General features: G+C 62.0%; 22 protein-coding genes and 1 pseudogene. 7 read left to right on the top strand and 16 right to left on the bottom strand.

Annotated features, from left to right (window positions below):
• Positions 1-307: 307 nt before the first annotated feature.
• Together ASE04_RS26485 and ASE04_RS26480 are read right to left on the bottom strand one after the other, a co-directional pair.
• Positions 308-1,087 (bottom strand): VOC family protein, encoded by a 780-nt coding sequence (locus tag ASE04_RS26485; RefSeq protein WP_056825070.1) that lies wholly within the window; start codon positions 1,085-1,087, stop codon positions 308-310.
• A 136-nt stretch (positions 1,088-1,223) separates the two neighbouring features.
• A complete protein-coding gene (locus ASE04_RS26480) occupies positions 1,224-1,949 on the bottom strand; it encodes a DUF899 domain-containing protein (protein ID WP_056825065.1) in 726 nt (241 codons plus the stop codon).
• Between the two features lie 89 nt (positions 1,950-2,038).
• On the opposite strand from ASE04_RS26480, the gene ASE04_RS26475 reads away from it, so the two are divergent.
• Complete coding sequence (locus tag ASE04_RS26475; protein ID WP_056825064.1) at positions 2,039-2,485, top strand: MarR family winged helix-turn-helix transcriptional regulator; 447 nt, start codon at positions 2,039-2,041, stop codon at positions 2,483-2,485.
• 8 nt (positions 2,486-2,493) lie between these two features.
• On the opposite strand, the gene ASE04_RS26470 is transcribed toward ASE04_RS26475, so the two are convergent.
• The 3 genes from ASE04_RS26470 to ASE04_RS26460 all read right to left on the bottom strand — a co-directional run bounded on the left by ASE04_RS26470 (position 2,494) and on the right by ASE04_RS26460 (position 4,113).
• Complete coding sequence (locus ASE04_RS26470) at positions 2,494-3,249, bottom strand: RES family NAD+ phosphorylase (RefSeq protein ID WP_056825063.1); 756 nt, start codon at positions 3,247-3,249, stop codon at positions 2,494-2,496.
• Positions 3,209-3,592, bottom strand: coding sequence for an MbcA/ParS/Xre antitoxin family protein (locus tag ASE04_RS26465; protein ID WP_056825061.1), 384 nt, complete (start codon positions 3,590-3,592; stop codon positions 3,209-3,211). Before ASE04_RS26465 ends, ASE04_RS26470 begins: the two co-directional genes overlap by 41 nt.
• Before the next feature lie 98 nt (positions 3,593-3,690).
• Positions 3,691-4,113: an organic hydroperoxide resistance protein gene (locus ASE04_RS26460; protein ID WP_056825058.1), complete on the bottom strand. Its 423-nt coding sequence runs from the start codon at positions 4,111-4,113 to the stop codon at positions 3,691-3,693.
• A gap of 115 nt (positions 4,114-4,228) precedes the next feature.
• Between ASE04_RS26460 and ASE04_RS26455 the strand changes: the two genes are divergently transcribed.
• Positions 4,229-4,705: a MarR family winged helix-turn-helix transcriptional regulator gene (locus ASE04_RS26455; protein ID WP_200960774.1), complete on the top strand. Its 477-nt coding sequence runs from the start codon at positions 4,229-4,231 to the stop codon at positions 4,703-4,705.
• Between the two features lie 78 nt (positions 4,706-4,783).
• On the opposite strand, the gene ASE04_RS26450 is transcribed toward ASE04_RS26455, so the two are convergent.
• The 6 genes from ASE04_RS26450 to ASE04_RS26425 form a co-directional block, all read right to left on the bottom strand.
• Positions 4,784-5,506 carry a L,D-transpeptidase gene (locus tag ASE04_RS26450; RefSeq protein ID WP_056825056.1) on the bottom strand — a complete coding sequence of 241 codons (723 nt, stop codon included), beginning with the start codon at positions 5,504-5,506 and terminating at the stop codon, positions 4,784-4,786.
• 168 nt (positions 5,507-5,674) lie between these two features.
• Positions 5,675-6,511 (bottom strand): L,D-transpeptidase, encoded by an 837-nt coding sequence (locus ASE04_RS26445; protein ID WP_056825054.1) that lies wholly within the window; start codon positions 6,509-6,511, stop codon positions 5,675-5,677.
• An 86-nt stretch (positions 6,512-6,597) separates the two neighbouring features.
• A complete protein-coding gene (locus ASE04_RS26440; protein WP_056825795.1) occupies positions 6,598-7,521 on the bottom strand; it encodes an alpha/beta hydrolase family protein in 924 nt (307 codons plus the stop codon).
• Positions 7,522-7,636: 115 nt separating this feature from the next.
• The gene (locus ASE04_RS26435) at positions 7,637-9,262 is read right to left on the bottom strand and encodes a cisplatin damage response ATP-dependent DNA ligase (RefSeq protein ID WP_056825053.1); all 1,626 of its coding nucleotides are present in this window, start codon (positions 9,260-9,262) and stop codon (positions 7,637-7,639) included.
• Between the two features lie 238 nt (positions 9,263-9,500).
• The gene (locus ASE04_RS26430; RefSeq protein WP_056825052.1) at positions 9,501-10,511 is read right to left on the bottom strand and encodes a ligase-associated DNA damage response exonuclease; all 1,011 of its coding nucleotides are present in this window, start codon (positions 10,509-10,511) and stop codon (positions 9,501-9,503) included.
• Between the two features lie 68 nt (positions 10,512-10,579).
• Positions 10,580-12,868 (bottom strand): putative bifunctional diguanylate cyclase/phosphodiesterase, encoded by a 2,289-nt coding sequence (locus ASE04_RS26425; RefSeq protein WP_056825050.1) that lies wholly within the window; start codon positions 12,866-12,868, stop codon positions 10,580-10,582.
• A 225-nt stretch (positions 12,869-13,093) separates the two neighbouring features.
• On the opposite strand from ASE04_RS26425, the gene ASE04_RS26420 reads away from it, so the two are divergent.
• Together ASE04_RS26420 and ASE04_RS26415 are read left to right on the top strand one after the other, a co-directional pair.
• Positions 13,094-14,470, top strand: a complete 1,377-nt coding sequence (locus ASE04_RS26420; RefSeq protein ID WP_056825049.1) for a TIGR03808 family TAT-translocated repetitive protein — start codon at positions 13,094-13,096, stop codon at positions 14,468-14,470.
• A 99-nt stretch (positions 14,471-14,569) separates the two neighbouring features.
• Positions 14,570-15,229 carry a glutathione S-transferase family protein gene (locus tag ASE04_RS26415; protein ID WP_156408894.1) on the top strand — a complete coding sequence of 220 codons (660 nt, stop codon included), beginning with the start codon at positions 14,570-14,572 and terminating at the stop codon, positions 15,227-15,229.
• Here the strand turns inward: ASE04_RS26415 and ASE04_RS26410 are convergent, their stop codons facing one another.
• Positions 15,230-16,126, bottom strand: a complete 897-nt coding sequence (locus ASE04_RS26410; protein WP_056825044.1) for a LysR substrate-binding domain-containing protein — start codon at positions 16,124-16,126, stop codon at positions 15,230-15,232.
• Positions 16,127-16,267: 141 nt separating this feature from the next.
• Between ASE04_RS26410 and ASE04_RS26405 the strand changes: the two genes are divergently transcribed.
• Positions 16,268-16,435, top strand: a complete 168-nt coding sequence (locus ASE04_RS26405) for a hypothetical protein (RefSeq protein WP_338012504.1) — start codon at positions 16,268-16,270, stop codon at positions 16,433-16,435.
• 48 nt (positions 16,436-16,483) lie between these two features.
• A complete protein-coding gene (locus ASE04_RS26400; RefSeq protein ID WP_056825040.1) occupies positions 16,484-16,837 on the top strand; it encodes an MmcQ/YjbR family DNA-binding protein in 354 nt (117 codons plus the stop codon).
• A gap of 47 nt (positions 16,838-16,884) precedes the next feature.
• Here ASE04_RS26400 and ASE04_RS26395 read toward each other — a convergent pair whose 3' ends face one another.
• Both ASE04_RS26395 and ASE04_RS26390 read right to left on the bottom strand, forming a co-directional pair.
• Positions 16,885-17,502, bottom strand: a complete 618-nt coding sequence (locus tag ASE04_RS26395; RefSeq protein WP_056825038.1) for a glutathione S-transferase family protein — start codon at positions 17,500-17,502, stop codon at positions 16,885-16,887.
• 141 nt (positions 17,503-17,643) lie between these two features.
• Positions 17,644-17,991 (bottom strand): annotated as a pseudogene (locus ASE04_RS26390) (DUF4406 domain-containing protein); the annotation flags it as partial.
• Positions 17,992-18,111: 120 nt separating this feature from the next.
• Here ASE04_RS26390 and ASE04_RS26385 point away from each other — a divergent pair.
• Complete coding sequence (locus ASE04_RS26385) at positions 18,112-18,867, top strand: DeoR/GlpR family DNA-binding transcription regulator (protein ID WP_056825036.1); 756 nt, start codon at positions 18,112-18,114, stop codon at positions 18,865-18,867.
• Here ASE04_RS26385 and ASE04_RS26380 read toward each other — a convergent pair.
• Both ASE04_RS26380 and ASE04_RS26375 read right to left on the bottom strand, forming a co-directional pair.
• Positions 18,842-19,591 (bottom strand): hypothetical protein, encoded by a 750-nt coding sequence (locus tag ASE04_RS26380; RefSeq protein WP_056825034.1) that lies wholly within the window; start codon positions 19,589-19,591, stop codon positions 18,842-18,844. The two genes, ASE04_RS26385 and ASE04_RS26380, sit on opposite strands and share 26 nt — an antisense overlap.
• Positions 19,592-19,731: 140 nt before the next feature.
• On the bottom strand, positions 19,732-20,739 hold the full coding sequence (locus ASE04_RS26375) for an asparaginase (protein ID WP_056825032.1): 1,008 nt from the start codon (positions 20,737-20,739) through the stop codon (positions 19,732-19,734).
• Positions 20,740-20,808: the final 69 nt, after the last annotated feature.

Here is a 20,808-nt window from a genome sequence, read left to right as displayed (position 1 = left end):
ACGCCGGCCGCGCAAAAGCAATATGTACTCAACTCTGCTGATATAGCCGGTTATGCATCCACCCAAAAATGTTTAGGGACGGTTAACCTTGATGGCAACCAAAGTGCCACTAAAACCGCTAAAATTCTAATAAAATTAAAGGAATACGGATTTCGCCAGTTGACCGGCATGCCCTGAAGGCCAGCGATTCGGGATGTTTTTCGAACCGATTCCCGTGCCCGTTTCCCGCGTTCTGCAGTGACACAAAAAGGCTACCGCAGTCGCCCGCGGCAGCCTTGTCGTTAACCTTTCAAATCGGCCGATCAGCCTACTTTGCGGGTGCCACCAGGCAGAAGAACGCGCCCTGCGGGTCCATCGCCTGGACGATCCAGCTGCCGCCGGGAACTTCCATCGGGCCATTCAGGATTTGGCCGCCGCCCGCCTTGACCCGTTCGATGGCGGAATCGACGCCGGCCACGTTGAAATAATAGGCCCAGGCCGGCATCGGCACGTTCGGCGGCTTGGTCATCATGCCGCCAACCGGCGTGCCATGCTCGGCGAAAATACGGTAGGCGCCCATCTCGCCCATGTCGAAGTCATGATCCTTCGTCCAGCCGAAGAGCTTCGAATAGAATGCAAAGGCCTCTTCGCCGTTGCCGGCGTAGAGTTCATGCCAACCAACTTGGCCGGGAGCGTTCGCCGGGGCTTCCGGAGGAGGATTGTCCATCGGAAACGGCGTCATGATGCAGATCACCGCGCCGTGCGGGTCGGCAACGACGGCGAAGCGGCCGACGCTCGGGATATCTTCCGGCGGTCTGCGGATGGAGCCGCCATTGGCCGCGAAATCCTTCGCGGACTGATCGACATCGTCGACCGCGACATATCCCGTCCAGTTCGGCGGGATGCCCTTGCCTTCCAGCTCGGCGGGAAAATCCATGAGCCCGGCGACGCCTGCGCCGCTTGCTTCGAAGATCGTATAGGGCGGCATACCCTCGACATTCATGCTGCTCGTCGTCCAGCCGACGACATCGCCGTAGAATTTCGTCGCCGCCTTCATGTCCGGCGTCATCAGTTCGCACCAGATAAACTTGCCATGCGTGGCAGACATTGCGCTTCTCCGTTTTTCGCGCTCAGGCATTGATGTTGACGAATGTGTTCACGCAAGCAGCCGCGACGCCGGATGGCGCTGGCGCTGGCGCGGTGCCTTCATTGGCCGCCAGTTGCCTAGCGACCGTCGTACCGTCTCAGTGGCAGCAGGATTTTGCCGTCTCCGGCGCGTACTCGTCGTGACGTTTGACGAAGCTCATGGTCGAATCCTCGTTGCGGCCCTTCGGGGCACGGTCAAGGATCATCAGCGTTCCGACCATCTCTTCCAGCCCACGGGCGTAACTAGAGTAGGTGTGGAAAATTTCACCGGCGTCGTTCTTGTAGAAGGCGCTGACGCCCGGCAGCTCGTCGTGAGCATTGGCCGGAGGAATGGCTTCGAAATTGTAGACAACGGCCTCGCCCGCCAGATCCTGCGGCGTGAACGAGACGTGATAGTCGAAATTGAAATCGGAGCCGAACGAGGAAACCCACGGAAACTTCCAGCCCATCCGCTGCTTGTACGCATCGACGCGGGGAAGCTCGGCCCGGGAAACGGCAACCCAGGTGACGTCGTGGTTGTTCAGATGGGCGAGCGTGCCGTCGACGTGATCGGACAGGAAGGAGCAACCGGGGCACCCCGCCTGCCATTCCGGCCCGAGCATGAAGTGATAGACCAGAAGCTGGCTGCGGCCATCGAAGAGATCCGAGAGACTTCTTTTGCCACCGGGCGTGTCGAACATGTAGTCTTTATCGACCCGCACCCAAGGCAGGGCCAGGCGCGCGGCATTGACCTTGTCGCGCAGATGCGTTGCCTCTTTCTCCTGAAGCAGCAGTGCGCGGCGGGCTTCCAACCATTCTTCACGGGAAACGACTTGGTTCTGCATCGCGAGCGCCCTCCTCCGGCGCGACCGAGAATTGCGGTCCATTCTCCTTGTTTCTTGACTATTTATATTGATATCAATACAAACTACTCATGTCAAACTCGCTTGAGATTCCCTACTCGACAACGCTGCTGGTGCGCGACACCTGCCTTTGCCTGCATGTCCAGCGCGCGGCCCGCGCCCTTGCCCGACTTTTCGACGACGCCTTGCGCCCGGTCGGGCTGACCAACGGGCAGTTCTCGCTGATGATGTCGCTGAACCGTCCCGAGCCGCCGCCGATGGGGCCGGTCGCAAATCTGCTGGCCATGGACCAGACGACGCTGACCGCAGCACTGAAGCCGCTGGAGCGCAAAGGATGGGTGCTCGTGACCGCCAATCCCGGGGATCGCCGCCGCAAGCTGCTGAACCTGACGGTTGAGGGCCGCTCGGTACTGGCCGCCGCCCTGCCCATATGGGAAAGCACGCATGCGCGCCTTGAGGCCAAGCTGCCCGAGGGCGATGCCGGGCGGCTGCGGCGGGATCTCGTCACTCTCGCCTGAGGCGATGCCTAACCGTTAGCAATGCGCGGATCGGCGGCGAAATCGTCGCGCGCGAAACCGATCCGGTTTCTCGGAAATTCGCAGAGCGCCTGCACGCCGCTCGCCGAAAGACGGATGCGCCAGGTTTGCCGCTCCACCGGTTCGCGGGCGGCAAAGCCCGATGCCGTCAGCAACGCGAGATTGCGGCCGTGGCGTGGGTCGCGCACGGATTCATAAAGGATTGCCTGGCAGCCGGCTTCCCGGGCCGCATCCGCGAGAGACTGACAGGCCTCGTACCGCTGCAGGTCCATCCAGGCGGCACGGTCACGATCGAGCGGCGGCGTGGTGAGATCGAGGACATCAGGCGCGGAAATCTCGGCGGCGAAGGCGGTGTACTCAGCCGCGTTGGCCGGCAGCGGCGTTGCCGGCGAATCCGCGAAGAACAGCAGCCGGTAAAAGGCCATCTCGGCCAGCGCGGTCTCGACGGCTTCGGACGCATAGAAGACACCCTGTGTGCGGCCTGCCCTGCGGAAGCGTGAGCCGTGGGGATAGATCGCGCCATATCGAAACGGGGTGGCCAGCAGATAATCGAGGCCGATGCATTCGGGCGGCAGCGCCGGCTTGCTCTCTTCCAGCAATCCTTCGAGCAGCGCCTGCTCATCCAGCGTATCGACGATCTTCAGGGTGGATATCTGATGCTGGGCTTCGACCAGACGCCAGAAGCGACCGGACAGAGCGCCCGCCTCAGACGAGAGCGCGGCGGGCGTCCAGATAGGCAAGGACATCGGTCAATCCTGCAATGCTGACGATCTTTTCGACGGGTGCTGCGCCAAACGCCGCATTGGCATTGCGCAGCCATTGCCGCGCCACGGCCTCATCACCACCGACGATGGCATCGAGCGAGCGGAAAATGCGGACAAGCAGGATGGCGAGTTCAAAGGCTTTCGAGCCGCGCTCGAGCAGATAGTCCTGCCGCTTCATTCGCGAGATACTGGCTTCCGAAATGCCGAGGACGGCCGAAAGCGTGCGCGAACTGATGCCGAGGCGATCGGCGGCGTTGACCACCGCCTTGGTGATGACAGCGGCTTCGGCGGGTCGGGTGCCGGAAACCGGATTTGCTGCAGTCATGAGTCATATCCTTTCTCTGGAAAGAATATAGCAACTTTATTTCATATGAAAAGAGCGCCACTGATGTGACGCTCCTTTTGAAACTTCGGCGGAAATACTCAGGCGACCGTGACCGGGACTTCGGTCGAGGTGCGCATGGCGTGGCTGTAAGGGCAAACGATGTGCGCGGCAGCGGCAAGCTTCTCGGCTGTCGGCTTGTCGAGGCCGGGAATATGGACGGTCAATGCGACTTCGATGCCGAAGCCGGCGCCATCTTCACGCGGACCGATGCCGACAGTGGCGCTGACCGTGGTTTCTTCCGGAATCTTGACCTTTTCCTTGCCGGCGACAAATTTCAAGGCACCCAGGAAGCAGGCGGAATAGCCGGCAGCAAAGAGCTGTTCAGGGTTGGTGCCCGTAGCGCCATCGCCTCCGAGCTCCTTCGGAACGGTCAGCGTGACGTCGAGAGCACCGTTTTCGGAAACGGCGCGACCTGCGCGGCCGCCGGTGGCAGAAGCTTTCGTCGTGTAGAGGATAGGCATGTCAGTCTCCTTTGCGTTGGGGTTGGATTTTGTATATTGCGCAATTAAATTGTACGCAAGTGAATTTTGCAAATTGCATTTCGAATTCGAAAAGGGGACAATCGGACCCCAGGGAATGGCGGCAATGAAAGCGCAGATGACAAAGACGATGGAAATTCCGGAAGAAGAAAAAAGGCTGGCAAACCAGCTCTGCTTCGCGGTCTATTCAACGGCGCACGCATTCACGCGCGCCTACAAGCCGATCCTCGATCGGGTCGGCCTCACCTACCCCCAGTACCTTGTGATGCTGGCGCTTTGGGAAAAGACGGAACAGCCGGTCAAGGCGATCGGCGAACAGCTGGATCTGGATTCCGGCACGCTGTCGCCGCTTCTCAAGCGGCTTGAGCAGAACGGATTGATCACGCGCGCCCGGGATGCACGCGACGAGCGTCAGGTGATCGTATCACTGACCCCGAAGGGGCAATCGATGCGAAACGAGGTCAACACCATCATGACGGCGATCGGAGAGGCTTCCGGCTGCACTCTGGAAGAAATGGCGACGATCCGCGACCTGCTCAAAGGATTGCGGTCGAACCTGACGAACGCGCTCTAGTGCCCCGGCCATAAGCCGAAAATCCGGGCCGAGACCGGCCCGGAAGACGACCGGAGAACCGGTCGTCTTGTTGTTACGTCACTGCAGGACGAGGATCGGCGCCTTGTTGGGCACGCGATCGTAGAGGTCGATGATATCCTGGTTGAGCAGGCGGACGCAGCCCGAGGACACGGCCTTGCCGATCGAACGCCAATCCGGATTACCGTGCAGACGGTAAAGCGTGTCTTCGCCATTCGAGAAGATGTAAAGCGCACGTGCACCGAGCGGGTTCTTCAGGCCCGGATCCATACCGCCGTTGTCGATCGAATACTTGGCAAGCTCGGGCTGGCGGGCAACCATCTCATTCGGTGGCTTCCAGCGCGGCCATCTCTGACGCCACTGGATGACGCCATTGCCCTGCCAGGCAAAGCCCTCGCGGCCGATGCCGACGCCGTAACGCATCGCCGTGCCGCCGGGCTGCACGAGATAGAGGAAGCGCGACGGGGTATCGACGACGATCGTACCGGCGGGCTGCCCCGTCGGGTCGATCACCTGCTGTCGATAGAAGCGCGGATCGATCTGCTGGTAGGGAACGGCCGGTATAAGGAAGCCGCCATCCTCGATCGGTCCGTACATGACGGCAAGTTCGGCATCCGTCGGAGCCGGCGTCGTCTGGAAGGCACGGATCGGGTTGGGAAAAGCGATCGGCTGGCCGACCGGGGGACCGCCGGCCGTGGATGCGCATCCCGTCAATGCCGAAGCCGCAGTCATCGCCGAAAGGGAGAGAAAGCTGCGGCGGGAGAAAGTTTTTTCGAAGCTCATAACGCGGGTCTGTTTTCCTTTAGCGCGAGAAAGGCGGGCGCCTGTCTCTGGAGGGTTATTCAACGCCGGTGACGCTTCAAGAAAACTATCCCGTTATGCTGAATAAACCATAGCCTCACGAACTCGTGTCCGCAGTCAGGCAGGCGTTATCGCCCGCCTGTTGCGCTGCTACATCACAACGATCTCCGCCTTTGCCGGCACGCGCTCGTAAAGGTCGACGACATCCTGATTGAGCATGCGTACGCAACCGGACGAGGTCGCCTTGCCGACGGATTGCCAATCGGGCGTTCCATGGATGCGATAGAGCGTGTCCTGACCGTCTTTGAAGATATACATCGCGCGCGCACCGAGCGGATTTCCGAGGCCGGGGTTCATGCCACCATTCTCCGCGGAGAAGGCCCGCACATCGGGCTGGCGCGACACCATTTCATCCGGCGGCGTCCAGCGCGGCCACTTCTGCTTCCATTGAATGACGCCACGGCCGGACCAGGCGTAGCCTTCGCGTCCGAGCCCGACGCCGTAACGCATGGCCTTGCCACCCGGCTCGACGAAATAGAGGTGCTTGGTCTTGGTATTGACGATGATCGTGCCCGGCTTCTCGTTGGTCGGATAGTCGACCTCCTGCCGCAGATATTGCGGATCAACACGGCTGACCGGAATGGCCGGAAGGGTAAAGTCGTTGTCCCTGACCTCGCCATAGAGCGCCGCACTGACCGGATTAACCATCGGCAGACCGTAAGTTCGGGTCTGCGTCGCGCCGGGGATGCCGTAGGTCTGATTGTAAATTGTCGCCGGAACACCGGGCCGCACCGGCACCGGCGCGTCGATCGGCCTGACGCGATCGGGATCGACGCCGGCCGGATGATAAAAGACCGGATAGGTTTCCTGAACGAAACGGGCAGGATCGGTCGCGCCGGTATCCGGCACGAAAATATTGCAGCCGCTCAGCGACATCAGCGCGACCGCGAGGCCGCCAATGCACGACACTCGCCTGACTACATTCATAAAACCACCCTCATCGATGAAGCGACACGTATAGCTGCGGCAACAATGGCAGGCGCGGCTGGCGCGAAGCTGGTGCGAGGGCGGAACTAGGCCGACACGCCCTGGAAGAAATGAATGCTCTGCGCAATCTCCGCCGGTAGCGCGGAGGTATGGTTGCCGGTCACCGTTGCCGTCTCGATGCGCACGCCGGCGGCGCGGGCGCGACTGGCGAGCAGGCCTGCCCTATCGTTGAAGTGCGACTCATCCGTGCCATGCACGACGCGCACCGGGCATTTGAAGCTCTGCGCGTAGCAAAGCGCGGTGCGAACCTCGAATTCGTGCGCATTGCGATCGTCGAACCGGATATCCTGCGGATAGCGATTGAAGAACCGGAAGGCATCGGGGTTGCCGGAAATGGGCGCCGCGGCGCGAAACTTGTGGCTGCTCATCGACGCGAGCATCGTCAGCGTGCCGCCGATGCTGTGGCCGGCGATGAAGAGACGATTCTGATCGACGCCCGGCAGATGCGCGAGGCGGTCGGCGGCCGAAAGCACATCGTCGACCTCGTCGTAGAAGCCCGAGAAATTGCCCATCTGGCCATTCTCGCCTCTCAGCGCCGGCATCATCACGACGAAGCCGGCATCGACATAGGGAGCCATCAGGTTCCAATGGCCAAGCCCCATGGCGTTGCCACCGTGCAGGAAAAGGACAGCCGGCTTCGGCTTGCGATCGCGCTTGTACTGGGAAACCCAGGCAACCAGTTCCAGCTCGCCGCCATAGCCCGAACGATAGAATATCCTGTCGGCATTCGACGGCGCATCGAGCGATTCATATCGGTCGGGGGCCGGACCCTTCTTCAGAAGGTTAGTGCGGAAATGGCTGCGCGCCCGGGCATAGTCCCGGGTGATCAGGCGCGGTTCGGCAGGAACATCAAAAGCGCTGGCGATCGCGGGCAGAACGAGTGCGCCGGCGATGCCTGCCAGCAGCGCACGGCGTTGGCGAAGAAAGCGATTGTCGTCGTTCGTTGTCATGTCACTGCGTCCATCGTTCCCCGTCGCATCGAAAATTGCATTGCCTGATGTCATCGCCAACACACATTCTGTTGAGGATTGTCGGACTGCGTCATTTTGCGTCAGGCAAAAGCCCTCATTCCGCCTTCGCATCGATCATCGCCACCAGGGTCTGCAGCCGATCGGCCTCGTAGGAGGGCTTTTCCGGACGCAATCTGGCGATCCGGGGAAAGCGCATGGCGACGCCCGACTTGTGGCGATTCGAGCGGTTTATGCCTTCGAAGGCCACTTCCACGACGAAGCCGAAGTCCTTGTCGGCGCGGACGGCACGCACCGGCCCGAAGCGCTCGGTGGTGTTGTTGCGCACGAACTTGTCGAGGACCTCGAGCTCGGCATCGGTGAAGCCGAAGTAGGCCTTGCCGACGGGAACCAGCTGTTCGCCGTCAGGCGTCTCGGCCCAGACGCCGAAGGTAAAATCGGAATAGTAGCTGGATCGCTTGCCGTGACCGCGCTGCGCGTACATCAGCACCGCGTCGACATTGTACGGATTGCGTTTCCACTTGAACCATGGCCCCTTCATGCGGCCGGCCTGGTAGACGCTGTCCCGCCGCTTGATCATGACGCCTTCGATGACGGGATCGGGCGGCGAGGAGCGCAGCCGGTCCAATTCATCCCAGGACGAGAAGGCGACGAGCGACGACAGATCGAAGCGATCATGCGGCGCCTGCTCGACAATCTCAGAAAGGCGCGCACGCCGGTCGACGTAGGTGCGGGCGCGGATATCCTCCTCGCCATCGAACAGCAGATCGTAGGCCCGGATGAACGCCGGATATTCCTCCAGCATCTTGGCCGTCACGGTCTTCCGGTTCAGGCGTTGTTGCAAGTCCGAGAAGGTGCGCGTCGGGTTGTTCGAACGCGCGGTGCCGCCGACCAGCAATTCACCGTCCATCACCCCATCGAAGCTGATGGAATCGACGATGTCGGGAAAGGCCTGCGAAATGTCATCTCCTGAGCGCGAATAGATCTTGCGGGTTTCGCCGGAGCGGGACAACTGCACGCGGATGCCGTCCCATTTCCATTCCGCCGCATAATCGGCGGGGTCGAGGGCTTTCAGGTCCCCCTCCTCCACCGGATTGGCGAGCATGACGGAGTGGAAGATCGCGGGCGTGGCGAGAACAGGCTTGCCGGCCTTGCCCTCCAGCCAGGCGAACAAGCTTTGATAGGGCGGCTCGAGGCCGTGCCACAGGGTTTCAATTTCACCGACGTCGATTGCCCCGAGATCAGCCAACGCCTGCTTGGCGAGCCGGGCGGAAACGCCGATGCGCAGCGCACCGGTAGCGAGCTTGATGAAGGCGAAGCGGCCCGAGGCATCGAGCCGATCGAGCAGTTCGCGGACGAAGCCGCGCACTTCCGTGCGTCCGAGGGCGTTCATCCGCGCGACCACTTCGCCGAGCGGCGGCTGGGCAAGCGAGGAACGCTCTATGTCCTTCTCGTTGTCCCACACAAGCGAGATCGTCTCCGCGAGATCGCCGACATAATCGTAGGAATAGCGGAAGAGCACCTCGTCCATCCGCTCCAGCACCAGTTCCCGCAGCATCGCCGGCTTGACGTTGCGCACCTCCAGCGTTCCGGCGATGGCGGCAAGGCCATATCCACGATCGGGATCGGGCGTATTGCGGAAGTAGTCGGTGAGCAGCTTCAGCTTGCCGTTTCGGCTTGGCGTGGTGACGAGGCGATCGAGGAGGTCGGAGAATGCTCTCATGGGTGAAGGCCGCCTTCCCTTTCCGACGAGGAGAAGGGCGCCCTATGGAGCCGTGGCAAAGACCCCTCCCCAACCCCTCCCCACAAGGGGGAGGGACTTAGGCGTGGCACCGCCCAAATACGTCGAAACGTCTCAACTTGCGGCACGTTTCTCGTTTTCCCGCAATGGCGCGCACGGGATAGCCCCTCCCCCTTGTGGGGAGGGGTTGGGGAGGGGTTTTTATTGCTGCGAACCACCATCACTCCGCCTCATCCTCATACCCCACCAGATGCAGCGGCTTGGCTTTCACCCCATGCAGCTCGCACCAGCGCACAAGCGCTTCCTCGCGACCGTGCGTGACCCAGACCTCGCCGGGCGCCAGGTCGGTGATCGTCTCGGTCAGTTCGGGCCAATCGCAATGGTCGGAAATGACGAGCGGCAGTTCGACGCCCTGTTGCTTGGCGCGCTGGCGGATCATCATCCAGCCCGACGCGAAGGCCGGCAGCGGCTCATAGAAGCGCCGCGCCCAGCGGTCGGCAAAGGCCGACGAGGGCCCGACGACGACCGCACCCTTGAAATCCGCCTTGTCGCTGGTCTCGACGGTGGCGGGACGCAGTTCCCCGAGGTCGATGCCCTGGCTGACATAGTATGCGCAGAGCTTTTCCATGGCGCCGTGAATGTAGATCGGCGCATCATAGCCCGTGTCCCGCAGCAGCCGGATCACCCTTTGCGCCTTGCCGAGCGCATAGGCGCCGATGAGGTGGGTGCGCTCCGGGAAGCGGCGCAGGGATGCATAGAGCTTCGCCATCTCACCGGCGGGATCGGGGTGATGGAACACCGGCAGGCCGAACGTCGCTTCGGTTATGAACACATCGCAGGGCACAGGCACATAGGCCGCGCAGGTGGGATCGGCTCGCCGCTTGTAGTCGCCGGAGACGACGATCCGCATGCCCGCCTTTTCGATGGCGATCTGAGCCGATCCGAGCACATGGCCGGCGGGGTGAAAGCTGACACGCACGCCATCGACCGTGACCTCTTCGCCGAAACCGACCGCCTGCTCGCTTTCGCAGAAATCGTCGCCATAGCGTATCCGCATGATGTCGAGCGTCTGGCGCGTCGCCATCACGGCCCGATGGCTGGCGCGGGCGTGGTCGGAGTGACCGTGGGTGATCAGCGCGCGCGAAACCGGCCGCACCGGATCGACATGAAACTGTCCCTCGGGGCAATAGAGCCCGTCCGGCGTGGGATAAAGCAGGGCATCTGGTCGCATGAGCAGGAAGATAGCGGCAAATGTCGTTCGGGCCAGTCTCTATCGCACTGACGCCGAAACTCGGCCTTCTACTTCTGCAGGAAAGCCGGAATCTGTTCTGCCGTCAGCGGCTTGGAGAAACGATAGCCCTGCGCCTCCTCGCATTTGGCGAAACGGAGGAAATCCCGCTGCGCGTCGGTTTCCACGCCTTCGGCAACGACCGTCAGTTTCAAGGTCTGGGCGAGCGATATGACGGCAAGGCCGATCGCCACCGCGGTCTTGTCGCCCGGCAGCGCTTCGATCAGCGATCGATCCATCTTCAGCCGGTCGAAGGGGAAGGTCTTCAGCGAGGCGAGGCTCGAATAGCCGCTGCCGAAATCATCGATGGAGAAGCGTATGCCGAGCGGACGCAGGGCGTTCATGGTCTCCAGCGCCCGCTCGGCATCCTGCATGAGCACGCTTTCGGTCAGTTCCAGCTCGATCCACCGAGGCGCAAGGTCGTAGCGTTCCGTTGCTTCGGCGACATGGCGCGCGAAATCCGGATCGGTAAATTGCTTGGCGGAGACGTTGACCGCCACCCGCAGCGGCGGCAGGCCCATGTCCAGCCACTTGCGCGCCTGCCTGCAGGCTTCATTCAGCACCCACAGCCCCAGCGGGATGATCAGGCCGCTATCCTCGGCCATCGGAATGAACTCGTTCGGAGGCACAAGACCGCGCGAGGGATGGTTCCAGCGCACCAGCGCCTCCACGCCGGTCACCTGCTGCGTCATCACGTCGACCTGCGGCTGGTAGTGCAGCACCAGCTGATCGGTGACGATCGCCTGCCGCAACTCCTCCTGCTCGCTCACCGGCAGCTTGATTTCAGCGTCCGTTACGCCGTGATGGTGCTGCAGTGTGTTGCGGCCAAGCTGCTTGGCCCGGTACATGGCGCGATCGGCGTTGGCCAGCAGCTCTTCCGCCGTGGCGCCATCGCTCGGGAAGGACGCGACACCGATGCTGCAGGTGACGCTGACCTGCTGGTTCTGGGTCTGGATCGGCTTCAGCAAGACCTTCTGCAGATCGCGAAGCCTGCGCATGATGCCGGCGTCGTGGCTCGATTGATGGACGAGCACGACCAGGAACTCATCGCCACCAAGCCGCACGACCATGTCGGACGCGCGCACGCCGTTTGCCATGCGCGAGGCGACTTCCTTCAGGACGTCGTCGCCGGCTGCGTGGCCGAGACCATCATTGATCTCCTTGAAATTATCGAGGTCGAGATAGGCGACGGTGACCTTCCGGCCGCTGCTGCGCGCATGGTAGAGGGTCTTCGCCATCCGTTCCTTGAAGAAGGCGCGATTGGGTAGCCCCGTCAGATCGTCGTGATGCGCCATGAAATGAATGCGCTCATCGCCACGCTTGCGCTCGATGGCAATGCCGGCAATGTGGGTTGCCAGTGCGACCAGTTCGATCTCGCGCGCCGTCGGACGCCGCACCTGATTGGAATAAAGCGCGAATGTGCCGAGCACATTGTTCTGCGCCGTCAGAATCGGCGTCGACCAGCAGGAGCGAAAGCCGAACTGCTCCACGACGCCGCGAAAATCCGCCCATAGAGGATCCACCGTCACGTCCTCGACGATGACAGGCTCGCTTGTCCACGCGGCCGTGCCGCAGGAACCGACGCTAGGGCCGATAATCACGCCATCGATCATCCGGCTGTAGGCTCCCGGCAGGTTCGGCGCGGCGCCGTGATAGAGACGGCGCCCTTCGCGATCCAGCATCAGGATGGAGCCGGAGATGCCGTCGAGTTCGGCTTCGATCAACAGCACCAGTGCTTCCAGCACCGTTTCAAGGGGCTCGTTTCGAGCAATCATCTCGAGCACGTGTGCCTGTCCGCGGCGAAGATCCTCCTGCCGCTTGCGTTCCGTCAGGTCGCGGGAGATGCCGATCAAGCCCACCACCGCTCCGCGCTCGTTGCGCAGCGGAAGCTTGGAGGTCAGCCGCCAGATGGCGCGGCCGCCGGCAGGCGACGGAACGTTCTCCTCGATGTCGAGACGGGCTTCGCCGCTCGCCATGATCTCCTGTTCGACTTCGAAATAGCTGCGCGCCGTCTCGAAATCGAAGAAGTCGAAGTCGCGCCTGCCGGCAAGATCGACGCTTTCCTCAAGCCCGAAGCTGCGCGCCACCGTGGCGTTGGCGAAAACGAAACGGCTGTCTCTGTCCTTGACGTAGAAATAGTCCGGCAGCTCGTGGATGATCGCCTTCAGCTGGAGACTTTCGATGCTGTCCGGCATGTTGCGCGCGGAGGCCGCGAGCAGCGCTTCCGTCGCCGCAACGATCCGCCTGGTCTCGGCACCTCCGACTTCGGTATCGCGCCGGCTGGCAAATGCTTCATTCATGATGTCTCTCCGGAACGGCCGAAACGACGGCCGCATCAGCGCGGGGCACAGCTGAACTAGGGCGAAATATATGCGCGATTTCCTTCGCCGTGCTTAAATGGAAAGGTGAACGAGAACACAATATTTCGGCGCCGATTCTAGTTGTATGGCCTTTCCGAAGGTACAGGCCTCAGATGTCTCAAGATGAGACAAGAATTTCGGCACAATTCCTGCATTGTTTACCCTATGAAAGAACCGTTGCCGCAGACCTCCCGCCGCGATTTTCTTCGCCTTGCCGCCGTCTCCGGCGCGGTATTGGCGACGCCATCGGCATTCGCGGCCGGGATGCAGCAGGACCTTCGCGGGACGATCGACGCGGTCCAGTACAAGACCATGCCCAATGCGGGCGACCGCAAGAGCGTCAGCCTGCAGAAGATGATCGATCAGGCAGCGGCTGAGAACGTGCCCGTGTTCCTGCCGCCAGGCACCTACAAGGTTTCCAACCTCGTGCTGCCCGAAAACACCCGGATCACCGGCGTACCCGGCGCATCGCGCATCGTCTATACCGGCGACGGGCACCTGTTCAGCTCCGAGAACGTCAAGCGCATCGAGCTATCGAACATCGTCATCGACGGGCAGAACCGCTGGCTGGGCGACTATGCCGGCGCGCTTTTGCAGTTCACCGGCGTTGCCGAGGTGATGATCGACAATTGCGAAATCGGTGGCAGCCGCAAGCACGGCGTTCAACTCGAACGATGCGGCGGACGGATCGCGCGCAGCCGCATATCGGGTGCCGGTCAGTCCGGCATCTACGCCGTCGAGTCCGACCGGCTCTCGCTTGAAGGCAACGAGGTGTTCGACTGCGGCAATGGCGGCATCCTCTTGCACCGCTGGAAGAAGGGCGCCGACAACAGCGTCGTCAATGGCAACCGCATCTACCGGATCAAGGCCAATGACGGCGGCACCGGCCAGAACGGCAACGGCATCAACATCTTCCGCGCCGACAATGTCATGGTGGCGAACAACCACATCTCCGACTGCGCCTTCACCGCGATCCGCGCCAATTCGGCGTCAGACATCCAGATCACCGGCAACCAGTGCCACCGCTCGGGCGAGACTGCTATCTATGTCGAGTTCGAGTTCGAGGGTGCCATCGTCTCCAACAATATCGTCAACGGCGCCGCCAACGGCATCTCGATCGCCAATTTCGACAAAGGTGGCAGGCTGGCGAGCGTGACAGGCAATGTCGTGCGCAACCTGACAACCAAGGGACCGTACAAGCCTGATGTCGGCTTTGGCATCGGGATTGCCGCCGAAGCCGATACGCTGATCTCCGGGAACATCATCGAAGGTGCGCCAAGATGGGGCATGCAGCTCGGCTGGGGTCCCTATCTGCGCAACCTCGTGGTGACGGGCAACATCATCCGCAAGGCGCCGATCGGCTGCGCGGTATCGGTGGCCGAAGGTGCGGGAACAGCCGTCATCACCGACAACGTGTTCCAGGAGACACCTGATGGCGCCGTCCTCGGTTTCGAATGGGACAAGAAGGCATCGGGCGAACTGGCGCTGACGGGCTCCTCGTCCTATCCGCACCTGACGATCGAGCGTAACCGCACCTCCTGAAACGCATCAAAAGCTTTCATCGGTTCATAAGACCCGACGGCTTCCGCCGGGGCTCTTGGGCTCCTAGGTTGCGGCAACCGAACAACAGGGGACATGACCATGCTGACTATCTACGGGGTTTACCGCTCGCGCGCTTCTCGCGTTTACTGGATGGCCGAGGAGCTGGGGCTGGAATTCGAGTCCGTGCGGGTCATTCAGGCGCGGCGCCTCGCCAATCCGCTCGCTGCCGAGGCACCGATCAACACGCTGTCGCCCGAGTTTCTTGCGATCAATCCGATGGGGCTCATCCCCAGCATCAAGGATGGCGACCTCGTGATGAACGAGTCGCTTGCCATCACGCTTTACCTCGCGCGCAAGCATGGCGGGCCTCTTGCCGGCCAAACAGTCGAGGAAGACGGTTTGATGACAATGTGGAGCATCTTCGCGGCAACCGAGGTCGAACCGCAAACGGTGAAGATCGTCTATGTCCATGACGACGAGAAGCAGGATACCGACGAAGGCAAGGCGACGATCAGCGTTGCCGTCCGCTCCCTGAAGAAGGCGTTCGCGACCCTGGAGAAGCATCTGACGACGAACGAATACGTCGTCGGCAACCGCTTTACGGCTGTTGACCTCAACATCGCCGAGGTGCTGCGCTACGCGCAGTCGGAACAGGCGCTCTTCGACGCGCATCCCAATGTCAGCGCCTGGATCAAGCGTTGCCAGTCGCGGCCGGCCTATATCGCCATGCAGGCGACGCGGTCGCAGGAACCGACCTGATCACGGAAAGAGCTTGAGGGTGCCGGCCATTTCCTCGCGGATCCAGGCCTTGAAATCCTTCACCTTCTTTGGTTCGCGCGAGCCTTCGGCCGTTACGAAGTAGTGGCCGAAGCCGGTCTTGGCGCGAATGCCGAAGGGCGCGACCAACTGCCCCTGCTGCAGGGCAAAACCCGCAAGCGTCTGCCAGGCGAGCATGACGCCCTGCCCTGCGATTGCCGCATCGAGACACAGGGACGCGTCGTTGAAGACATGGCGCGTCTCGAGTGTCGCGCCTGATAGCCCGGCCTCGCGCATCCAGACCTCCCAGGTAAACATCGCACGACCGTCGATCACGGCCGGAAGCTGCAGGATGTCGGCGGGTTCACGCAATCGAGCGGCGACCGCTGGCGAGCAGACGGGAAAGACCTCCTGCTGCAGCAGCAACTCCGCCTTCACATCCGGCCATTGCCCGTTGCCGACCCGGATGCCGACATCGACATCGCAGAGCGCCGGATTGACGAGCCTCGTGGTCGCGTCCATCCGCAGGCTGATTTCGGGGTGCCGCTCGGCAAAGCGGTCGAGCCTGTAGACGAGCCAGCGGGCGGCAAAGACCGGCGCCACGGAGACGGTGAGAATGCTGTCGTCGCGCCGCTGCGTGGTCGCGACCGCCTGCGACAGCGCATTGAAGCCCTCGGTCAGGCCGGCCAGCAGACGCGTCCCGGCCTCCGTCGCCACCATGCCTTTCGGGGTGCGCTCGAAGATCACATGATCGAGCTGCGCTTCGGCCTTGATGACCTGCTGGCTGACCGCGCCGATCGAGACACCAAGCTCTTCCGCAGCCGCCTGCAGCGAGCCGAGCCGGCCCACCGCCTCCAGCGCGCGCAATCCGTTGAGATGAACCGAGTTCAGGTTTCGCATATAGTTTTTCTATACCGGATCATTGGCAATCTCAATTGAAACTGGCGACTTCGACCGCGATAATTCAGCCATTCCGGCCAGACGATCTATTCGTCCATCCAGAGGGAAGCGAGGTACGCCATGCGAATCCTGAAGTTTTTCTTGAGCCTCGAAACGATCGAGCCGCCCTATGGCGCCGATAGCGATAGGGATCCTCTTTCTCATCCCGATCTGGCGCGGATGACGCCGACCGCGCTGGCGGACCTGCCGCTCGGGCCGCAACCGCGCATCCCTGCGAGAGAGCAGCCTCAACTCGCAAACTGCGCATAGGCCGATGAAATCTGCTAGTCTGCCCAAGTCTCATCGTTGAGTAGGGCCATGGCTGACAGCGTCGATATGATTTTTGCGCGGCTCAAGCGCCTCGCGGCGGAAGCCGAGCTGCCCGATGTCGAGGAAAGCACGTCCTATGGAAACCCGGCGCTGAAGGTCGGCGGGAAATCCTTCGTGGCGGTCAAGAACAACGCGACCATCGTCATTTCGATTTCCATCGACGACAAGGAACGACTGATCGAGATGGCACCCGACATCTACTATCAGACCGATCACTATGTCGGCTGGCCGCACCTGCCGCTGCGGGCCGGCGCGATCAGCGACACGGAGTTGAAGGAGCGGCTGATCGGCGCCTGGCGGTTTCGCGCACCGAAAAAGATCGCGGCGCGGTTTCACGAGTGAGCGCGTAACCGCCCCACCCGCTGCAACCAACCGCGCGCGGGCTTCGACTAGGCCTGCTCGCGCTCAAGCGCCCGCTGTACCGCCGGTCGTTCCATCATCTGCGCATAATGCGCCGTCGACTTCTTGAAGTGGATCGGATCGACACCGTCGGGCCGGAGCCAGCCGGTCATGACGAAGAGATACGGATCGGCAACCGAGTAATACTCACCCATCACCCAGGGGCCTTCCAGCATCGCATGATCGATGACCTCGAAGGCCTCGGCCATGGTTTGCGGCACCTTGGCCTTCATCGCTTCCTGGGCCGCGGCGTCGTCAGCCCAGCGGCTGCCGCGGCGGCCGTGTGCGTGGTTCACATGCACGGTCGAGCAGAGATAGTTGTTGAACGCCTGCATCCTGGCGAACTCGAACGGATCGAGCGGCGCCAACTGCGCGGCGGGGGCGATCTGCGCGATGTAGGCCAGGATCGCCGGCGTCTCGGTGATGATGCCGCGCTCGGTTACCAGCGCGGGCACCCGGCCCTTGGGATTGATCGCCAGATAGTCCGGAGAACGCTGTTCCCCTTCGGCAAAATTCAGTTTCTTCGTCGTGAACGGCAGCCCGGACTCTTCCAGTGCGATGAGGCTTGCGAGCGCGCAGGTCCGTGGCGCGAAATACAATGTCAGCATTGATCGACTCCCTTCGATGCTCACCTTATAGCGCGACGAACTTCAAACGAATATGTCCGACATCGATGAGAACGGGACCGCAGGAGCGGTCCCGGGGACCGCGCAAACGGCCCCCGCTTCGGTCATGCTGCCTTGGCGCAGCCCGGGTACATCCTCGAGCCTGTACCAGACCGGAATGCCACGCTCGCGGGCGATACGAACGTCGTTGTCGGCGCCCTTGGACGCGCCTTCCAGCCGCAGCACACCTTCGCAGAGCTGCAGCAGGCGACCGGCGACCGGGTGGAAGATCTCCTCGTAGAGATGATCGCCCACCGTCTTGCCGCCGGCGGCGTGCCAGATCGGCAAGGCAACCCACTCGCCAATCATCGGAACGTGGCCCGCCTGGAAAAGGGCGTGCGACGGTTCCTCGAGACGCTTCAGGTTGGCGGCCATCTTGGCGGGGTCGTCGCCCGTTCCCGAGCGATAGGGACCTGCGATCAGAATCAGCATTTCGAAAACTCCTTTACTCCCGGCGTCATGCACGGGATTGCATGAAAATGCACGATTCTTATTGATGGTCGAATCATTTCATGCATATTCGTGACAGTTCGTTCATTTTCGTGAGATTTCATGCTGACGTCACAACGCAAGGCGCTGATCCTCGACATTCTCAGCAGCGAGGGGCAGGTCGTCGCAAAGGCTGCCGCGGAGCGCTTCTCGCTGTCGGAAGACACGATCCGGCGCGATCTTAGGGAAATGGCGGCGGACGGGCTGCTGAAGAGGGTGCATGGCGGCGCGCTGCCGCTAACGCCCGACCTGCCTGACTTTTCGGTCCGCAAGGAGATCGCAACCGACATCAAGCGGCGGCTTGGCGTCAAGGCAGCGTCGCTCGTCAAGGCGGGGCAAACGATCTTTCTCGACGGCGGCACGACGAATGCGGAGATCGTTCGCTGCCTGCCGTGCGATATCGCGTTCACTGTCGCGACGCATAGCCCGACGATAGCGGCCGAACTCGAGCATCATCCGACAGCCGAGGTCATCCTGATCGGCGGGCGGATCTACAAGCACTCGATGGTGACAACAGGCGCCGTGGCCATGGCGGCGATCTCGCAGCTTCGGCCGGACATGTTTTTCCTCGGCGTGACGGCAGCCCATCCGACGCACGGGCTGAGCACGGGCGATTTCGAGGAAGCCGCCATCAAGCGGCATATCGCGTCGCGCTCGGCGGAAACCTATGTGCTTCTCACCGAGGAGAAGCTGGACCGGGCATCGCCCTTTCCGATCCTGACTGTCGGCGAGATCTCAGGGCTCATCGTTCCAGCCGAAACGGACAGCGCACAGCTGGAACCCTACCGCAACATCAACGTCGCGATCCTGGAAGCATGAACGGGTGCGAAAGCCACGCCGGCATGCGGAGGATACCGGCGGGCAGCAAAGTCGTAGCGAGCCCGACGGCAACGACCGCAAGCGCCACGTAACCCAGGGTGTCGTTGCCGGCGCCGAAGGTCAGGGCGTCATAGAGTTTGGGTTGAAGCGCGGCCACGTCAGCCGATAGCGACTGCAAGCCGAGCAGGCGTGCGGGAAACGCGGCAAAGGCCGGCGTTTCGGCAAGCACGATCAAGGCGCCGTAGGCCGCCGCGAGCTTGACCACAAAGCTTCGGATACGGTTGTTGCCGAGCGGCTTCACCGTGCTCTCCTCGAAGGACCAGCCGATATAGGTGCCGAGCACGACGAGGAAGAGGAAGGACAGCGGCAGATTGGTCAACACCGTCTCCGGCTTGAGCTGACCGGTCCATGCGTTGGCGAGAAGCAGCGGAAACGGCGCCGAGGCAATGAAAAGGATGAGGACGAAGGCCGACCAGAGCCAGCTCATGCCGATGTAGCGGATGCGGACGAAGGTGACGGCCAGCATGATGCCGCCGGCAAGATAGACGCCTGCCGGCTTCATCGAGCCGGTCATGGTCAGGATGATCGGCCCGCAGGTGCCGGCGACGCGCGCGCAGCCCGAAGTCGCAACCGTTGCCCATGTGACGTAATCAAAGCACATCGCAAAGAACAGGAAGATCGCCATTGCGATCAGCATCCACCAGAGATAGCGGCCTGCAAACATATCCTGCCCTCATGGCGTTCGATGTACTTCGCCAAGAGTAGCCGAACCATGCCGAACCGCATCCGTTCTTGCAGGCTGTAGTTTCACATATATTAGTTATTTCTATTCCGGTTCGCGTCCCTGTGCCGTTCCGACACGGCTTACTGCGTGAGCGCAGCCAGCGCGCGAACATCGCCAACGTGAATGCCGTTCCAATTGTGCATCGAAACCGTGGCCATGGCCGTCAGCGCGTTGCGAATCGCGCTGTCCTCTTCGAAGAAGCGGCCGAGGGTGGCGGCAACCATGGCTTCGGCGGCGCGCGAATGGCCGTCATCGCATTTGATGGCAATGGCGATTCCCTGCTCCGGCACCGCCGCGCAGAACACACCCTCGGCACCGGTTTTCGCGAAAATGCGCCCCGGGGCGGCCTGCATCAACGCCGTGCAGGCGCGGCCGGTTCCGGCGACGTAGAAGGGTTCGGCCATGCAGGCTTCGATCAGCCGGCGCGATGCCCTGGCGCGGATCGGATCGAGGCCGGTTCCGGTTGCCATCTTCGCGAAGCCATGGGCGAGACCGCGCAGCGGGACGGCGTAGGTCGGTATCAAGCAACCGTCGGTGCCGCAATTGTCGTGGCCGAGGGTAGCGCCGGTCAGGCTTTCCATCGTGCCGCGGATTTCCTTCTGCAGAAGATGATCGTAGCCGACATAGCCCGTCGGATCGACATCCTGATGGCAGCAGGCGCAGACGAAGCCGGCGTGCTTGCCCGAGCAGTTGTTATGCAGGGCGGTCGGCTTTTCCATGGTCCGGGCCTGGTGGATCAGCACCCTCTGGCTCGAAGACCAGTGCGCGCCGCACTCGAGCGTCTCGACGCCGCGCCCGGCCTTTGCCAGCATCGATCCAGCGAGCGCGACATGCTCGTCCTCGCCGTTGTGCGAGGAGCAGGCAAGCGCCAGTTCCTTGTTGCCGAAGCCGTAGGCATCCGCAGCACCGCTTTCGACGAGCGGCAGCGCCTGCATCGCCTTGCACGCCGAACGCGGAAACACCGGCGCATCGATGTCGCCGAGCGAGAAGACCACCTTTCCATCACCGTCGATGGCCACGATGGAGCCTCGATGCCGGCTCTCGACGAGCGCGCCACGGGTGACTTCGACGGTAACGGGATTGGTCATGGGAAGAATCCGGATTGATTGGGCGGTGCTCAGGCATAGCCAATCGCATCGACAATGCAAACCGCATTT

Origin of the sequence: Rhizobium sp. Root708, assembly GCF_001429725.1 — a bacterium.
Lineage (GTDB): Bacteria > Pseudomonadota > Alphaproteobacteria > Rhizobiales > Rhizobiaceae > Rhizobium.
Note: the sequence above shows the minus strand (reverse complement) of the source record. Positions and strands in the feature narration are given on the sequence as shown.

Bases quoted from the DNA above. Each gene is read 5' to 3' on its own strand.
- ASE04_RS26450 (WP_056825056.1), bottom strand. From the start codon at position 5,506: ATGAGCTTCGAAAAAACTTTCTCCCGCCGCAGCTTTCTCTCCCTTTCG.
- ASE04_RS26440 (WP_056825795.1), bottom strand. From the start codon at position 7,521: ATGACAACGAACGACGACAATCGCTTTCTTCGCCAACGCCGTGCGCTG.
- ASE04_RS26395 (WP_056825038.1), bottom strand. From the start codon at position 17,502: ATGCTGACATTGTATTTCGCGCCACGGACCTGCGCGCTCGCAAGCCTC.
- ASE04_RS26470 (WP_056825063.1), bottom strand. From the start codon at position 3,249: ATGTCCTTGCCTATCTGGACGCCCGCCGCGCTCTCGTCTGAGGCGGGC.
- ASE04_RS26445 (WP_056825054.1), bottom strand. From the start codon at position 6,511: ATGAATGTAGTCAGGCGAGTGTCGTGCATTGGCGGCCTCGCGGTCGCG.
- ASE04_RS26430 (WP_056825052.1), bottom strand. From the start codon at position 10,511: ATGCGACCAGATGCCCTGCTTTATCCCACGCCGGACGGGCTCTATTGC.
- ASE04_RS26475 (WP_056825064.1), top strand. From the start codon at position 2,039: ATGTCAAACTCGCTTGAGATTCCCTACTCGACAACGCTGCTGGTGCGC.
- ASE04_RS26375 (WP_056825032.1), bottom strand. From the start codon at position 20,739: ATGACCAATCCCGTTACCGTCGAAGTCACCCGTGGCGCGCTCGTCGAG.
- ASE04_RS26415 (WP_156408894.1), top strand. From the start codon at position 14,570: ATGCTGACTATCTACGGGGTTTACCGCTCGCGCGCTTCTCGCGTTTAC.
- ASE04_RS26385 (WP_056825036.1), top strand. From the start codon at position 18,112: ATGCTGACGTCACAACGCAAGGCGCTGATCCTCGACATTCTCAGCAGC.
- ASE04_RS26485 (WP_056825070.1), bottom strand. From the start codon at position 1,087: ATGTCTGCCACGCATGGCAAGTTTATCTGGTGCGAACTGATGACGCCG.
- ASE04_RS26420 (WP_056825049.1), top strand. From the start codon at position 13,094: ATGAAAGAACCGTTGCCGCAGACCTCCCGCCGCGATTTTCTTCGCCTT.
- ASE04_RS26400 (WP_056825040.1), top strand. From the start codon at position 16,484: ATGGCTGACAGCGTCGATATGATTTTTGCGCGGCTCAAGCGCCTCGCG.
- ASE04_RS26465 (WP_056825061.1), bottom strand. From the start codon at position 3,592: ATGACTGCAGCAAATCCGGTTTCCGGCACCCGACCCGCCGAAGCCGCT.
- ASE04_RS26380 (WP_056825034.1), bottom strand. From the start codon at position 19,591: ATGTTTGCAGGCCGCTATCTCTGGTGGATGCTGATCGCAATGGCGATC.
- ASE04_RS26435 (WP_056825053.1), bottom strand. From the start codon at position 9,262: ATGAGAGCATTCTCCGACCTCCTCGATCGCCTCGTCACCACGCCAAGC.
- ASE04_RS26480 (WP_056825065.1), bottom strand. From the start codon at position 1,949: ATGCAGAACCAAGTCGTTTCCCGTGAAGAATGGTTGGAAGCCCGCCGC.
- ASE04_RS26460 (WP_056825058.1), bottom strand. From the start codon at position 4,113: ATGCCTATCCTCTACACGACGAAAGCTTCTGCCACCGGCGGCCGCGCA.
- ASE04_RS26410 (WP_056825044.1), bottom strand. From the start codon at position 16,126: ATGCGAAACCTGAACTCGGTTCATCTCAACGGATTGCGCGCGCTGGAG.
- ASE04_RS26455 (WP_200960774.1), top strand. From the start codon at position 4,229: ATGGCGGCAATGAAAGCGCAGATGACAAAGACGATGGAAATTCCGGAA.
- ASE04_RS26425 (WP_056825050.1), bottom strand. From the start codon at position 12,868: ATGAATGAAGCATTTGCCAGCCGGCGCGATACCGAAGTCGGAGGTGCC.